This window comes from Fusobacterium ulcerans ATCC 49185, from assembly GCF_900683735.1.
GTDB classification, from domain to species: Bacteria; Fusobacteriota; Fusobacteriia; order Fusobacteriales; family Fusobacteriaceae; genus Fusobacterium_A; species Fusobacterium_A ulcerans_A.
Window position 1 is genome coordinate 2,750,589 of record NZ_LR215979.1, and the last position, 14,285, is coordinate 2,764,873.

A 14,285-nucleotide genomic window follows, 5' to 3' on the forward strand; every position below is an offset into this window, starting at 1 on the left:
AATCAATATTCTTTTTATTTAACACTCTCTTTATTATAAGTTTTTTATAGGAAATATTTGTGATATAATAATTACAAGATAAGATATTAAATAAATATTTTTAAGGGAGATTTTTTATGAAGATACTTTTTGTAGATACAGAAACTGGAGGAGTAACTGAAAGATCAGCACTTATTCAACTCTCAGGAATAGTACAGATAGGAAAAGAAGTTGCAGAGGAATTTAATTTCCATATAAAGCCTTTTCCAGGTTCAGAAGTCACAGATGAAGCTTTAAGAATTCAAGGAAGAACCAGAGAAGAAGTTGAAACATATGATTCTGAAGAAGAAGTCTTTATAAAATTTATGAAAATTTTAAATAAACATATTGATAAATACAATAAAGAGGATAAGTTTCTTGTGGGTGGCTATAATGTCAGATTTGATATAGATGTTATAAATAGATTTCTAAAAAGAAATGGAGAAAAATATCTTTTCAGCTATATTCAGGCAACAACACTGGATCCTCTTCAATGGATTGCAGCATTACAGCTTTTGAAAAAAATACCTGTTCTTAAAGATAACAAACTTGAAACTTGGTGCAATCATTTTGGAATAGAATTAAAGGCTCATGATTCTTTAGAAGATATCAAGGCGACTAAAGCTCTTACCAAAAAAATGATGTTGCTAATGAGATAAAAATAAAAAACGGATGATAAAAAAGCTAGACTAAATTTTAGAAATTTGGAAATTAGAAAGAGCTGTGAGCTTTTTCTAATGGAAAAATTCTAAAATTATATATCTGCTTATACTAATCCGTTTTTTTTATATTTTTTATTATATTAAATACTCTCACATATATAGCTCTATTATTAAATTTCATAGGCTCAATGTCTGGAAAATAAAGATACATTCTCACTATCCATACTCCTATAAAAATCATTCCAAGAATATATATAATCTTTTTATTCTTATACCCAAGTAAAATAAATGGCACACTCCAGAAAAGAGGATGATAATAAAATGCTCCTCTTATATCTAAATGAATAAGGGACATATAGGCTCTTGTCATCCCACATGCTGGACATGGTATTCCAAATATGTTGATAAAAAGACATATACTTTTATTGAAAAAAACTACAATTATAAAGCTTATAACTCCTCCAATTAATATTACTCCTATAAGTTCTCTATTTTTGGACATAATTCATTTTCCTGATGCTGGATAAGAGCCATTGCTATTATTCCAAAACCAAAAAGGCTTAAAAGAAGATAAACTATACCTTCATTTTTTCCTCCAGCTTTTTCTATCTCTTCTCCCATTCTATATATCCATACAAAATAATATATTCCACATGTAATTATGCTTAAAAATATCATCATCCAACCATTTTTTTCTTTCCCATTATGTTCAGCAAAATCGTTATTCAAGTTTACATTCCAAAATAAGCTGTAAATTCCGCAAGTTACTAATGTTAAAATTATGCACAAAGCTATGTTTCTGTTTTTCACTTTTTTCTCTCCTTTTTCTAGTTTTATATTCTAGTATATCGTGTATTCTCAAAGTTTGTCAAATTATTCTTTGATAGAATTATTTCTTTTTAAAGCTATAACTATTCCTATCATAAGTATAAAGACCCCTATGCACTACAGCATATTTTCCCTTAACAAAATAAAAGGATGGGAAAAAGAAGTATTTACCACCATTTTTATCCATCCTTTTATCTAAAACTATTTATCTTTTTTGCTCATCTCTTTTGATTTATTTATAGTTTCTATAACTGCTTTGATTATAGCTCCTCTGAAACCATTTTCTTCTAAAGATTTTACTCCAACTATAGTGGTTCCTCCTGGAGAACATACATTATCTTTCAATTCTCCTGGATGTTTTCCACTTTCAAGGAAAAGTTTTCCACATCCTATAAGAGTCTGTCCTACAAGTTTATAAGCTGCTGCTCTAGGAAGTCCTTCTAATACTACTGCATCTGCAAGAGCTTCTATAAACATAAACATAAATGCTGGTGATGACCCTGATGCTCCTATTACAGCATCAAAAAGCTCTTCTTTGATCTCTATTGCCATTCCAATTTTTTCAAAAAGTTCTTTAAAGAAAACTTTTTCCTCATCTTCAAGATTCTCATTGAATGAATAAGCTATACACCCTTCCTGTACCATCAATGGAAGATTAGGCATAGTTCTTACTATTTTACTGTTTCTATTTTCCGTTTCTTCAAGAATATCTTCCATAGTTATTCCTGGTGCCATTGCTACTAATATTTTGCTACTATTGATACTATCTTTGATTTTATCAATTACATCAAAGTAAATATTAGGTTTAACAGCAAGGAAAATTATATCACTATTGTGAATCAAATCAAGATCACTTTCAAGAGCCTTAATTCCATATTTACTTTCTATCTCTTTTCCTCTTGCTAAATCATAAACACTTATATCACTTATTTCAACCATAAGAGAATTGATTATTCCTTTCAGAAAAGCTTCTCCCATATTTCCACAGCCGATAAATCCTACTCTTTTCATTTTCATCTCTCCTATTTTATGTATAAAATTAAACTATTTTAGTTCCAAGTTCAATTTCCTTCTCTGGTGTCAAAAGGATACTTTTTGATGCATCTTCTGTTTCTGCACACAACAGCATACATTGAGAAAGTTCTCCTCTCATTTTTGCAGGTTCAAGATTTACTAAAACAACAACTATTTTTCCTAAAAGTTCTTCCTGAGTATAATAATCCACAAGACTTGTAACAGTCTGTACAGTATTCTCTCTACCAATATCTATTTGCACTTTATATAATTTATCTGCAGCAAGTACTTTTTCCACCTTTACTATTTTTCCAACTCTCATTTCAAGTTTGGCAAAATCTGAATATTTGATTTTTTCCATATCTCATCCCCCACAAATATACTATTTATCTATATATATATTAAATCTATCAGTGATTTCCTTTAACTTATCAAATCTATCCATAACATTTTCTTTATCTTCCATTCCAAGTTTTACCAGAAGGGCATTAATTAAAACTATTCCTGGAACAAAAGTATATGCTTTTTCACCATTTTTAGTAGTTAATACAAGATCAGATATATTTCCCAATGTTGAATCTTTCTTATCTGTTACTGTAATTACTTTATTTCCGTGTTCCTTAAAGAAGTCTGTTACCTGACATGTAAAATTTGTATAAGGATGGAAAGATATTGTAAATAATAAATCTTCCTTTTGTGAATAAAGAAGTTTATCAGTAAAATCAGATGCACCTGATATCATCAATTCTACTCCCTCTCTAAATTCTTTCAGCATAAAATAAAGATAATATGCAAGAGCATATGATCCTCTAGCTCCTAATACATATAATTTTCTGCTGTTTTTTATCCATTCTACAGCTTGATCCAAAGATTTTTCCAGCTCTACTGTATCCATTTCTTGAAGAAGCTCTATATTAGTATCAATAATATCTTTGATTACATTACTGCCAGTAGCTGCTTCTCCTATACTATTCTTAAGTCCCTTCATATATGAAGTTTCTTTTTCTACTTCTTTTTGGAATATTTTTTGAAAATCTGGATATCCTTTAAAACCAAGATTTTTTGAAAATCTTGTGATAGTAGCTGGACTTGTTTCAGTTTCTATTGCTAATTGGTTTATTGAAATGAAAGATATTATACTTTGATTATATTTGATATAATCAGCTATTTTCTTAAAACTTTTACTAAAGCTTTCATAATTTCCATCCAAATAATTTAGTATTTTTTTCTTCATAGTTTTTCCCCTCTTATTTAAAAGATTTTATTTTAATTATAAACTATAATTTATATAAAAGCAAAGTAAAATATTATAATTTTTTCACAAATTTAGGTAATTTACCTTTCATTTTTCTTAAGTTTTTTAAACATATCAGTCTAGTATCAAAAGAAGTCTAAAATCTTTTTATAATTTCTTATTAATTTTTTTTAAATAAAATTTTAAAATAAAAAACAGGTGCCTCTTAGATATAAATTTAAGTTTCTGTCACCTGTTTTAGATAATTATTTATGCCTTCACTTTTTCAAATTTCTGAACTTCTGTTCCCTCAATAACTTCTCCTTCACTCTTGGCAATTACTAAAGTACATACAGCATCTCCAGTAACATTTACAGTAGTTCTGAACATATCCACAAATCTATCTATTCCCATTACAAGACCAATTCCTTCTAAAGGAAGTCCTACCTGTACAAGAACCATTCCCAGCATTATTACCCCTACTCCAGGTACTCCAGCTGTTCCTATAGAAGCAAGTGTTGCTGTCAGTATTATAGTTATATAATTTCCCATTGTTAAATCAATTCCATATATCTGAGCAATAAAAATTGTAGCTACTCCCTGCATAACTGCTGTTCCATCCATATTTATTGTATTTCCAAGAGGAATACTGATCCTGCTGCTATATCTGACACTCTTACTCCAAGTCCAGGATTTATTATGTTTCCTCCTATCAGTGCCAGAGTTACTGCTGCTGCCGTAGTTCCAAGATAGAAAACAAGAGTTTTTATTCCTACTCTTCCTAGTTTAGTTATATCTTCTATTCCTGCTGCTCCTACTACAAGAGAACAAAGAACCAAAGGTACTACTACCATTCTGATTGCTCTTACAAATCCATTTCCTAAAAAGTGAAATATAAATCCTATCAGATATGTTTTAACAAAAGGATTTTCTCTTATTGGATAAAGAAGCAATCCTGTTGCTATTCCTAGCAGAAGTGCTTTAAAGATTTTGTTGGTTAAACTTATTGTTTTTGTACTTTTCATAAAATTTCCTCCAGATATATTTGAAATTATTTTTTATTTTTATTTTTTTAGAAAAATTTATTTTAAAAACATTTTAATTATACTGTATATTTTCTTTTTTTTATGTATTTTTTAAAAATATTTTTTCTTTTATAATAAAAATAAAATTATTTTATCATTAAAAATAAAAAAATACACCTTAATTTTAGGTGTAATATATTTCAGTTATTTTATTTTTATAGGTTTTGTCAAAACTTTTGCTCAAACTATCCTATTATAAATACAAAAATCCCCAATAATTTCATATTGGGGATTTTTTAATTTTATTCTTTTTTATATGAAAAATTTTTATACTATTGTTGATTTCTTATATGCCCCTTCAGAGCCAAATACATTGATAATTTTAGTTTTGTAATAGGCTTTCATTTCTTCTTTAGCTGCTCCTAAATATTTTTTCAAATCAAATTCTTCTGGTTTTTCTGCTAAAGCTTTTCTCAATGCTCCTGTAAAAGCTAGGGAGCCATCTGTACTGACATTAATTTTAGCAACAGCTGATCTTGTAGCTTTTCTTAATTCTGTATCTGGTATTCCAATAGCATCTTTTATTATTCCGCCATATTGTTTTATCATCTCAATATACTGTTTAGGTACTGCTGAAGACCCATGAAGAACTATTGGAAATATTGGTATCTTTCTTTCAATTTCTGCCAATACCTCTAACTTTAATTTAGGATCATCTCCTGGTTTAAATTTGTGAGCTCCATGGGAAGTTCCTATAGCAATTGCAAGAGAATCAACTCCTGTTTGATTAACAAAGCTTTCTACTTCCTCTGGTCTTGTAAATTCATGTTTTTCTACTTTCTTTCCCTCTTCTACTCCTGCTAATACCCCAAGTTCAGCTTCTACTGTGACATTTTTTAAATGAGCATACTCTACAATTTCCTTTGTTTTAGCTATATTTTCATCAAAGGGATAATGAGAGCCATCAAACATTACAGATGAAAAACCAATATCTATACATTTTTTAGCCATTTCAAAATTTGAACCATGATCTAAGTGTAAAGCTACTGGAATCTCTGACCCAGATGCTTTTACATAGTCCACTGCTCCCTTTGCAATCAAAGGTATCATTGTTGCACCTATATATTCTATAACCTCTTTTGAACATTGAAGTATCACTGGCGACCCTGTTTCTACACAAGCTTCTATTATTGCCAAAGCCTGTTCTAAATTATTAAAATTGAAAGCTGGAACTGCATATCCATTTTCATTAGCTTTCTTAAACATCTCTTTAGTGTTTACCAGTCCTAATTCTTTATAGCTATAAGACATTTTTCCTCCTGATCATATAATTTAACAATTTTCTTATTTCTTGTTCAATAAAATTTCTACAGCTTCTTTTAATGTTGTTGCCTCTCCTACATTTCCTGGAAAAATAATATATGGTATCATTGGGAATTTGCTCTCTGCTCCTGTCTGCCAAACTGGTATTCCTGGACATATCTGTCCCAGTACATTGGCTTTTCTTACTTGAAGAGCCTTTGTTCCCACATCGCTGGAAGTTATCCCCCCTTTTGCTATTACAAAAGCCGGAGTTACTTTAAGTTTACCCACTAAAGACTGTACTGCATCAGAAATTTTTACAGAACGTATAAGAGCATCTTCCTTAGTGTCATTTTCTACAACAAGCAATTTTCTTTTTGTATATACTACAACTGTTTTTCCAGAAGATATCAACTCTTCCTCAGTTTTTAGTGTGTTCTCTATCTCTTTTTGAAAAGCTGCTTCATCAAGTACCAGATCAGAATCAAATTCCATAAAAACAAGATCCTTCAATTTTTTTAATTCCTCTACCTGACTTGTTGTTTTTTGAGTATGTGAACCAACTACAATTATTCCACCATTTTTTGTTTCTTTAACTACCATATCTTTTCTTGTAAGAAGAGGCTGATCAGAAATTCCACCAATAACTTTAACAATTGCTGCTGCTACACGGAACATAAAATTTTTCCCTTGTTCCATTGCTTTATACAAAGCTATTACAAAAACTTTTAAGTCGCAGTAATCCACTGCATTGACTACCACTTTTCCAAATTTTTCCACTTTTAACAGTTTTTCTGTTATTTCATCAATTTTAGCTTCACGAAGTTCTTCTAAAGAAATACAAGTTACTTCATCAGCCAGATACTTTCCTTCTGTTTTTTCTTCAATGTATTCACATAAATTTGAAGATGTATATCCAAATGTTTTATCTTTAGCAAATTCAGTCTGCCCTGCTGGTACAAGAAGATTTTCATTTTTAACATAGTGAATATTTCCTATGGTAAATCTTCCCCCCTCTTTAAAAAATGGACATATAATCTCACCATCTACATGTCTTGTCCTATCAGCTTCAAACCCTTTACAAAGCAGTTCTGTTTCTAACGGATAATGTCCTCTTAAAGTGGAATCTCCTCTGCTTATAATCATATATTCTTTCCCAGTTTCTTTAGAAATCTTATTTACATTCTGAATTATCTCTGTATGACATTTTATAGTTTGTTCCACAGTAAAACCTCTGGAATTAGTTAATATATAGAACAACTTTCCAGCATCATTAAAGCCTTCACGAATACTCTCTTCTGACCAGTCTGTATATACAGACACATCATGTACTGTTTGTACTCCAGTAGGATCATCATCTAAAACAATGATTTTTTTCTCATTTTTTTCTACACATTCTAAAAGTTGTTTATCTAGTTCTTCTTCATTCATTGATTTGTATGAGCCTAATATTTCAATCCCCAATGTAATCTCTTTCATTTTTTCCCCCTACATATTCAGCATTTTTCTTGCTTCATCTGGCGTCATTGCTTCCTTGTCCATTGCATAAAGAAGTTTCACTACTTTTTCTACCAATGGAACATTAGTATCTACTCTAGTTTCTGGATCTAAATAGTCGCTGTCTTCAAAACCAATACGTACTGTCTTAGCTCCCAGTCCAAGAGCCCCTGCTATAATTCCAAAATCTTTTCTATGAGCATGTGTAATTCCCCATATTGCATCTTTAGGAATAAAATTTACCATTGCCATCAAAGCCTCTGGTGTTCCTGGAGCTTCTCCAGGATGACCAAGTACAACACTGAATAAAAGTGGCATCTTCATATTATATTCTTTGCAAAGTTCTGTTGTTTGATGTGTATGTCCTATTTCAAATACTTCTATCTCTGGTGTTTTTCCCGTTTTTATAATTTCTTCTATACAGTATTTAACTTCTGGAATAGGGTTGCAGTAAACTGCATTTCCAAGATTTGTAGATCCTACATTGAGAGAGCAAGCTTCAACTTTATCATAGTATAAAGGTGCACAACGTTCCTCAATAGTCAGACTAGATATTCCCCCTGTTGACGCTTGAATAATAATATCTGATTCAGCTCTTATTAATTCTACTATCTCTTTCAATACAGTTAGATCAGGGGTTAAACTTCCATCTTTCTCACGTACATGAAGGTGAACCATTGCTGCTCCAGCCTTTGCACATTCAATTACATCTTTTGCTATCTTTTTTGGATCTATATGTTTATCTGCAGCAGAAACTGGTGCTACAGAAATTAATACTTTATCTTTCATTTTTTCCTCCTGAATCAATTTTATTCATATAGTACTTGTGCTATTACTACTAATGGCTCTTCTCCTTCACAGGCTATGCTGTGAGTATCTCCTGGCATTGCTCCAATAATATCTCCAGCTTCTAAATGCTGTATTTCTCCATTGATGATATGTGTAGCTTTCCCTGATACTACCACCATTGTTTCCATTTCTTTTTCATGAGTATGCATTCCTATACTTACCCCTGAATTAAGTGTATGACGTACATATGCTCTTCCTTTTCCCAGCATTTCATCTGGAGCATTTAAAAGCTTCTCCATCATTACAATTCCCTCTCCACCCATACAATGTTCTATTGGTACAGGTTTTATTTCTTTTGCTTTTCTATAAATCATAATATTCTCCTTTATCCCAAAAATAAAAGCGGACTTCAAGTTAAAGCCCGCTTTCCAGGCCGCATTATTTTCGCGGCTATTTTTTATTTTTCCCAATATTTATAGTGTTTTTCAACTATTTCATGGATTTTTGCTGATTGTTTTTCTCTGAACATCTCAATTATTTCTCTATGAAGTGCTATAAAATCTTCTTGATGCCCATGATCTAAAATATATTCATTTGCAACTATACGACTGGATTTTGTGATTTTATCTACATAATATCCTATACTTTCCAAAAGACGATTATCTAAGATTCCTACAATAATAGCATGAAATTTTACATCAGCTTCAAACATTTCCTGTGATGATGGAATTTCTTTATTAATTTTTTCCTCCATCTTTGCCAGTTCATCTTCCAGCTGTTTGAAATCTTCTTTAGTCATTCTTTTCATAGCTTCCTGAAAAATTCCCACATCAATTACTTTTCGCAATTCTACTATCTGTTCTTTAGAATCTTTTTGTAAAATAATTCCATACAAGATTGGATACAGCATCTTATCATCATAACCTTGACGTATATATGTTCCATCTGCACGTCTTATTTCCAAAACTCCATAAGCTTCTAAAACTTTTATTGCTTCACGTACAGAATTTCTTCCTACACCAAATGATTCACACAGCTCCACTTCAGTAGGGATTTTATCTCCAGGTTTCAATTCTCCATTAATAATTGCATTTGTAATTTGATCAGTTATCCGTTCCACCACTGACTTATTAGCTAATGAAACTGACATAAATTTATTCTCTTTCATTATTATTACTACCCCTTCTATATAACATGCCTATAGTTAAGTATATAACAAACTTAATTTTTGTGCAATTATTATATTAAACATGTTGTCAGCCAAGGAACAAATGTAATAATTAAAAGTGCTACTAAAGACATTATTAACAATGGAACCATCTTACGACAAATTACTTCAAATTTGACCTTACCTATATCAGCCGCGACATAAAGATTTGGTCCTACTGGAGGTGTAACCTGTCCAATTGATAAGTTCAATACTAAAATTACTCCTAAATGAACTAGATTAATATCTAATGCTCTTGCTATTGGAAGAATTATTGGTACAATTATGTAAAGTGCACTTGTGTTATCCATAACACATCCTGCCATTAAGAATACAACGTTTATTATTAGAAGCATTACATATTTATTTGTTGTAAATCCTATTGCCAATTCTGTTAATTGAGTTGCAATTCCCTGTTGTGTCAATATCCAAGAGAAAATTCCTGCATTCATTATAATCAACAGAATAATTCCAGTAGTTTTTGCTGTACTGAATAATGTTTCTCTTAAAGCTCCAAAAGTTAGTTCTTTATATACGAATTTTCCTACAATAAAACTATATATTACAGCTACTGCTGCTGCTTCTGTTGGTGTAAAGAAACCTGAGTAGATACCACCTAGCACAATAACTGGACTTAAAAATCCTGGCAGTGTTCCCCAGAAAATCTTCATAATTTCCTGTCTAGTTGCTTTTGGCTTATCCCCTTTCCAGCCATTCTTTTTAGAATAAATAAACACAGTCAGACAAAGCATCGCTGCAAATATTATTCCTGGAACTATTCCTGAAAGAAACAGATCACTTATAGATTCCCCTGTAATCATTCCATAGATTATAAATGTAATACTTGGTGGAATTACAGTTCCCAATGACCCCGATATTGCTGATAATGCACTTGAAAATCCTTTGTCATATCCCTGCTTTACCATTGCTGGTATTAAGATTGATCCCATTGCAGCTACTGTAGCTGTTCCTGATCCTGATATTGCAGCAAAGAACAAAGCACTTATAACTGCTACATACCCAAGACCTCCATGAATAGGACCCATCATACTATCTGCAAGATTAATAAGCCTTTTTGAAATTCCTCCTTTGTCCATCAATACTCCTGCCAGTACAAACAGTGGAATTGTAAGCAGTGAGAATTTCTGTACAGTTGCCTGCATCATTGAAGGAATTACTCCTAATGGCGATCCTGTAGCCATCAAAGTCAAAGCACTTGATAGCCCCAAAGAGATAGAGATAGGAATATTTAAAAATATAAAAACCGCTAATGATATAAATAATATTGCTGCTGCCATCTATTTATTCCCCCTTTCTCTTAGCCTGTTCTTCAGGATCTTTACTTATAGCTGCCTCATACTGAATCATTCTGATGATAGAAAATACTGCTGATAATGGAATTGCCAGTCCTATCAGCCAGCTTGGCATTTCTAAAACTCCTGTAAGCAATCCATATTTATATTGTCTATACACCATAACTGTTCCCCAGATAACCCAGATTCCATAGTTTGCACAGCAGATAATCAAACGAAACCAGGCATGGACTACTCTTGTATTTCCTCTGAATTTATCTGTTATATAGGCAAATCCCATATGAGAGTCTGTCTTAAAGGCACTTGCTGCTGCCAGACAACATACCCATACAAACATTGTTGTTACTAGCTCTTGGCTGAACGACATATTGAACCAAGTAATTTTACGTGAAAATACATTCATAAATGTTACCACTGCCATTACTACCAGGGCTATGGAACATAAATATTCTTCGAAATTATCCCAAAATTCTTTTAAGAAACCTTGTGATTTACTCATAACAATATCCTCCTCTTGTTATTTGCCCTGAAACAGATTAATAACATCTGGTCCTACTACATCTACATACTTAACAAAAATTCCTGCACAAGCATCTTTAAATTCCTGTCTTTCTTCATCAGTCAATCTTGCAAATTTTGTACCATTCTTTTCCAGATTTTCTATGATTGAAGATTCGTTTGCTGCAAGATAATCATTTCCCCATTGAAGAGCTTCTGCTGCACTTTCTTGAATAATTTGTGCATCTTCAGGTGATAATTTTTCCAATGTCTTATTGCTTATTACCCAAATATTTGTGTCACGAACTCCATCCCACAGCAATACATTTGACTGAACCTCAGCAAATTTTGATGAATTGAAAACTGCAATTGGGTTTTCCTGTCCATCAATAGTTTTTTGCTGAAGAGAAGTATATACTTCTGAGAAGTCCATAGCTGTTGGATTTGCTTTAAAGTAATCTCTGTACAAGTCTATAAATACATTTGCCCCTGGTACACGAATATTCATTCCTTTTAAATCTTTAGGTGAATGTATCTCTTTATTACTTGAAATCTGTCTAGAACCTGCATTATTTATTCCTAGCATTGTCATTTCCAAATCATTGCACCATTTATTTATTTCATTTTTAGCTCTTTCACTGTTTACAAATCTAACCAGATCTTCTGTTGAATCAAATAGAAATGGAAGCCAGAAAGCATAAAATTTTGGATTATAGTTTGCAATATTTGCTGGAGCACATGCATGAATATCTATATTCCCTGCCTGCACTAATTCAATGGCTTTTGTTAAATCTCCCCCAGAAAGTCCGCAGTTTTGATAAATTTCAATACGAATCCTTCCATCTGATTTTTCATCTACATATTTTTGGAACTCTTTGGCTGTTAAATCACTAATAGATTCTGGCTGTTGTGTATGAGTCATACGAATGATTATTTTCCCATCCTGAGAACTGTCCCCACATCCCATTAAGGAAAAAAGCATTATTCCTGCTGCTGCTATTGAGAAAATCTTTGTTAATTTTTCTTTAAACATTTCTATTTCCTCCTAGTTTTATTTATTCCTTATTTTATCATTCCTTTTGCTATTAATGCATCTCTTAAAGCTGGTGCTCCATATCTAGGACTTGATGCAACCATTTTACCATATTTCTCCCTGATTATATCTTCACAATATGCCATAGATCCTTGAGCAAACAGTATAACATCTGCTTTATCAGCTACTTTTCCTGCATATTCTGTCATTAATGTCTTAAATTGTTCTTGGTCTAATCCAAATGCTCCATCTACAAGGCAATCTATTAATTCAACATGTTTATTCATTTCTCTTGCTACACGTTTTATAGTATTTTTTGTTGGTTCAAGTGTTGTAGGAAGTGTTGCCATAACCACAATCTTATTTCCATTTCTAACTGCATCTCTGCACATTTCTTCATCTATTCTTACAATTGGAATTCCTGTATACTTAGCAACATCCTGTACTGAATCAGCTACTTCTCCTACTGAAGAGCAAATATTTAAAACTGCATCTGCTCCTGCACTTATTGCTTCCATATACATTCCTATCAAACGAGCTGCTGGAGCTGGAGTTACATATCCTGCTGCTCTTACGTCTGCCAATATACTGGGATCCTGATATGATAAAATTTCTGTGCCCCCTGGAAGTACTTTTCCTACTTCTTTCTCTACTAATTCTATTAATTCTGGTGTAGTACTTGTATAAACTAAAGCTACTTTCATATAAACCCCCTGTTTTCCATCCTTCGTATAACGTAGGATGTTTAATATTGATAATCGTATTATACTCCCTTTTTATTTTTTTGTAAATAGTGTTTTTTAAAAAATATATTTGTACTATTTAAATTCATATAAAACTTTTTTAGCATTAAAATTTTAAAATTATCAAACCTTATCCCCAGGCTATTTTTAGAATACAATTCAAATTAGAATATTTATTTGATTTAATTATATAAAAAATGAGAGTGCTATATTAGGATAAATTCCTATTATTTCATCTCTCATTCATTACTTATTCAATATTACTTTTGTATTTAACTTTTTCAAGGACAAGTTTTATTCCCTCTATCCTCAATATTTTTACCTTATCTCCAATTTCTAATTCTTCTTCAGATTTCCCAACCCAATGTTTTCCATCAAAATAGATTTCATAGTTTCCATTTGGAGCTATTCCTTTTACTTCAACAATACTTCCAATTATACGGTCTACACTGCCATCTTTTTTTTCAAGCATCTTTTTAGAAAATTTTCTAGTTGATGCAAGAAGTACAGCTGAAAGTACCACAAAGAAATATCCTTGATACAATCCACTGTCCACTGCCATAGAAAAGAATATGGTAATAGCTGCTGCTAAAGCAAACCAAATAGAAATAAGTCCAGGAACTATAAGTTCCACCACTGCGAAAAATACTGCTCCTGCTAGCCAGTATACTGCCATATGTATCCCCCCTATTCAGCTTTTTGTTGTTCTACACTTACGCTTTCAGTATCTTTTTCCTCTACAACTTTTTTACCATCTTTATCTTTAGTTAAAAGTTTTTCTATTTTCTTTACTCTTCTATCTACTTCATTGATTCTATATTCCAATGAATTTAATATCCAAAATTGAAAATGACTTGCTCTCTGTGCTTCATAAAACATCCATATAAGTTTGAATATTCCAAGAAGTACAGCTACCTCTAAAGTTAAAAATAATGTTATTTTTTGAAGAACTACTCCTAAAATAAGAAGAGCTATTATCAATACAACAAACAAAAGGTTTATTAACTTATGCTGTGAATTATTTGCTCCTCCAATCTGCCCAACGATACTTCTGATTCTTTCTTTTTCCTTCTGAAATTCATCTAATTCTTCTCTAAATTGTGCTTCTTTTCTTGGCAATAA

19 protein-coding genes are annotated in these 14,285 nt (G+C 31.6%); 1 reads left to right on the forward strand and 18 read right to left on the reverse strand.

From position 1 onward, the window contains the following. Window positions 1-116 precede the first annotated feature (116 nt). Window positions 117-677: a 3'-5' exonuclease gene (locus tag E0E45_RS12265; protein WP_130891441.1), complete on the forward strand. Its 561-nt coding sequence runs from the start codon at window positions 117-119 to the stop codon at window positions 675-677. 112 nt (window positions 678-789) lie between these two features. Here the strand turns inward: E0E45_RS12265 and E0E45_RS12270 are convergent, their stop codons facing one another. From E0E45_RS12270 to E0E45_RS12350, 18 genes are all read right to left on the reverse strand, one after another. Then, entirely contained in the window at window positions 790-1,182 is a 393-nt protein-coding gene (locus E0E45_RS12270) for a DUF2752 domain-containing protein (protein ID WP_130891442.1), read from the reverse strand. After that, complete coding sequence (locus E0E45_RS12275; protein ID WP_130891443.1) at window positions 1,158-1,490, reverse strand: DUF4234 domain-containing protein; 333 nt, start codon at window positions 1,488-1,490, stop codon at window positions 1,158-1,160. The genes E0E45_RS12270 and E0E45_RS12275 overlap by 25 nt, the downstream gene beginning before the upstream one ends. A gap of 219 nt (window positions 1,491-1,709) precedes the next feature. Beyond that, on the reverse strand, window positions 1,710-2,519 hold the full coding sequence (gene proC, locus E0E45_RS12280; RefSeq protein WP_130891444.1) for a pyrroline-5-carboxylate reductase: 810 nt from the start codon (window positions 2,517-2,519) through the stop codon (window positions 1,710-1,712). Window positions 2,520-2,547: 28 nt separating this feature from the next. After that, window positions 2,548-2,883: a tRNA-binding protein gene (locus E0E45_RS12285; RefSeq protein ID WP_130891445.1), complete on the reverse strand. Its 336-nt coding sequence runs from the start codon at window positions 2,881-2,883 to the stop codon at window positions 2,548-2,550. Between the two features lie 21 nt (window positions 2,884-2,904). Then, window positions 2,905-3,756: a MurR/RpiR family transcriptional regulator gene (locus tag E0E45_RS12290; RefSeq protein ID WP_130891446.1), complete on the reverse strand. Its 852-nt coding sequence runs from the start codon at window positions 3,754-3,756 to the stop codon at window positions 2,905-2,907. Window positions 3,757-4,026: 270 nt separating this feature from the next. After that, entirely contained in the window at window positions 4,027-4,380 is a 354-nt protein-coding gene (locus E0E45_RS17920; RefSeq protein WP_232044117.1) for a dicarboxylate/amino acid:cation symporter, read from the reverse strand. A 2-nt stretch (window positions 4,381-4,382) separates the two neighbouring features. Beyond that, a complete protein-coding gene (locus E0E45_RS17925) occupies window positions 4,383-4,781 on the reverse strand; it encodes a cation:dicarboxylate symporter family transporter (protein ID WP_232044118.1) in 399 nt (132 codons plus the stop codon). 327 nt (window positions 4,782-5,108) lie between these two features. Next, window positions 5,109-6,092, reverse strand: coding sequence for a ketose-bisphosphate aldolase (locus E0E45_RS12300; RefSeq protein ID WP_130891447.1), 984 nt, complete (start codon window positions 6,090-6,092; stop codon window positions 5,109-5,111). Window positions 6,093-6,125: 33 nt separating this feature from the next. After that, entirely contained in the window at window positions 6,126-7,562 is a 1,437-nt protein-coding gene (locus E0E45_RS12305) for a four-carbon acid sugar kinase family protein (RefSeq protein ID WP_130891448.1), read from the reverse strand. Between the two features lie 9 nt (window positions 7,563-7,571). Further along, window positions 7,572-8,369, reverse strand: coding sequence for a 3-keto-5-aminohexanoate cleavage protein (locus tag E0E45_RS12310; RefSeq protein ID WP_130891449.1), 798 nt, complete (start codon window positions 8,367-8,369; stop codon window positions 7,572-7,574). Between the two features lie 20 nt (window positions 8,370-8,389). Next, the gene (locus tag E0E45_RS12315) at window positions 8,390-8,743 is read right to left on the reverse strand and encodes a cupin domain-containing protein (RefSeq protein ID WP_130891450.1); all 354 of its coding nucleotides are present in this window, start codon (window positions 8,741-8,743) and stop codon (window positions 8,390-8,392) included. A gap of 83 nt (window positions 8,744-8,826) precedes the next feature. Continuing rightward, window positions 8,827-9,537 (reverse strand): FadR/GntR family transcriptional regulator, encoded by a 711-nt coding sequence (locus E0E45_RS12320; protein ID WP_172604190.1) that lies wholly within the window; start codon window positions 9,535-9,537, stop codon window positions 8,827-8,829. Between the two features lie 71 nt (window positions 9,538-9,608). Next, window positions 9,609-10,874 (reverse strand): TRAP transporter large permease, encoded by a 1,266-nt coding sequence (locus E0E45_RS12325; protein WP_005980550.1) that lies wholly within the window; start codon window positions 10,872-10,874, stop codon window positions 9,609-9,611. Window positions 10,875-10,878: 4 nt separating this feature from the next. Further along, on the reverse strand, window positions 10,879-11,388 hold the full coding sequence (locus tag E0E45_RS12330; protein ID WP_130891451.1) for a TRAP transporter small permease: 510 nt from the start codon (window positions 11,386-11,388) through the stop codon (window positions 10,879-10,881). 18 nt (window positions 11,389-11,406) lie between these two features. Beyond that, the gene (locus tag E0E45_RS12335; RefSeq protein ID WP_130891452.1) at window positions 11,407-12,420 is read right to left on the reverse strand and encodes a DctP family TRAP transporter solute-binding subunit; all 1,014 of its coding nucleotides are present in this window, start codon (window positions 12,418-12,420) and stop codon (window positions 11,407-11,409) included. Window positions 12,421-12,449: 29 nt separating this feature from the next. Next, window positions 12,450-13,124, reverse strand: coding sequence for an aspartate/glutamate racemase family protein (locus tag E0E45_RS12340; protein ID WP_130891453.1), 675 nt, complete (start codon window positions 13,122-13,124; stop codon window positions 12,450-12,452). Between the two features lie 289 nt (window positions 13,125-13,413). Then, the gene (locus E0E45_RS12345; RefSeq protein ID WP_130891454.1) at window positions 13,414-13,839 is read right to left on the reverse strand and encodes an NfeD family protein; all 426 of its coding nucleotides are present in this window, start codon (window positions 13,837-13,839) and stop codon (window positions 13,414-13,416) included. A gap of 11 nt (window positions 13,840-13,850) precedes the next feature. Further along, complete coding sequence (locus tag E0E45_RS12350; RefSeq protein ID WP_130891455.1) at window positions 13,851-14,282, reverse strand: hypothetical protein; 432 nt, start codon at window positions 14,280-14,282, stop codon at window positions 13,851-13,853. Window positions 14,283-14,285 lie beyond the last annotated feature (3 nt).

Bases quoted from the DNA above. Each gene is read 5' to 3' on its own strand.
- E0E45_RS12265 (WP_130891441.1), top strand. From the start codon at position 117: ATGAAGATACTTTTTGTAGATACAGAAACTGGAGGAGTAACTGAAAGA.
- E0E45_RS12270 (WP_130891442.1), bottom strand. From the start codon at position 1,182: ATGTCCAAAAATAGAGAACTTATAGGAGTAATATTAATTGGAGGAGTT.
- proC (WP_130891444.1), bottom strand. From the start codon at position 2,519: ATGAAAAGAGTAGGATTTATCGGCTGTGGAAATATGGGAGAAGCTTTT.
- E0E45_RS12285 (WP_130891445.1), bottom strand. From the start codon at position 2,883: ATGGAAAAAATCAAATATTCAGATTTTGCCAAACTTGAAATGAGAGTT.
- E0E45_RS12290 (WP_130891446.1), bottom strand. From the start codon at position 3,756: ATGAAGAAAAAAATACTAAATTATTTGGATGGAAATTATGAAAGCTTT.
- E0E45_RS17920 (WP_232044117.1), bottom strand. From the start codon at position 4,380: ATGGATGGAACAGCAGTTATGCAGGGAGTAGCTACAATTTTTATTGCT.
- E0E45_RS17925 (WP_232044118.1), bottom strand. From the start codon at position 4,781: ATGAAAAGTACAAAAACAATAAGTTTAACCAACAAAATCTTTAAAGCA.
- E0E45_RS12300 (WP_130891447.1), bottom strand. From the start codon at position 6,092: ATGTCTTATAGCTATAAAGAATTAGGACTGGTAAACACTAAAGAGATG.
- E0E45_RS12305 (WP_130891448.1), bottom strand. From the start codon at position 7,562: ATGAAAGAGATTACATTGGGGATTGAAATATTAGGCTCATACAAATCA.
- E0E45_RS12310 (WP_130891449.1), bottom strand. From the start codon at position 8,369: ATGAAAGATAAAGTATTAATTTCTGTAGCACCAGTTTCTGCTGCAGAT.
- E0E45_RS12315 (WP_130891450.1), bottom strand. From the start codon at position 8,743: ATGATTTATAGAAAAGCAAAAGAAATAAAACCTGTACCAATAGAACAT.
- E0E45_RS12320 (WP_172604190.1), bottom strand. From the start codon at position 9,537: ATGAAAGAGAATAAATTTATGTCAGTTTCATTAGCTAATAAGTCAGTG.
- E0E45_RS12325 (WP_005980550.1), bottom strand. From the start codon at position 10,874: ATGGCAGCAGCAATATTATTTATATCATTAGCGGTTTTTATATTTTTA.
- E0E45_RS12330 (WP_130891451.1), bottom strand. From the start codon at position 11,388: ATGAGTAAATCACAAGGTTTCTTAAAAGAATTTTGGGATAATTTCGAA.
- E0E45_RS12335 (WP_130891452.1), bottom strand. From the start codon at position 12,420: ATGTTTAAAGAAAAATTAACAAAGATTTTCTCAATAGCAGCAGCAGGA.
- E0E45_RS12340 (WP_130891453.1), bottom strand. From the start codon at position 13,124: ATGAAAGTAGCTTTAGTTTATACAAGTACTACACCAGAATTAATAGAA.
- E0E45_RS12345 (WP_130891454.1), bottom strand. From the start codon at position 13,839: ATGGCAGTATACTGGCTAGCAGGAGCAGTATTTTTCGCAGTGGTGGAA.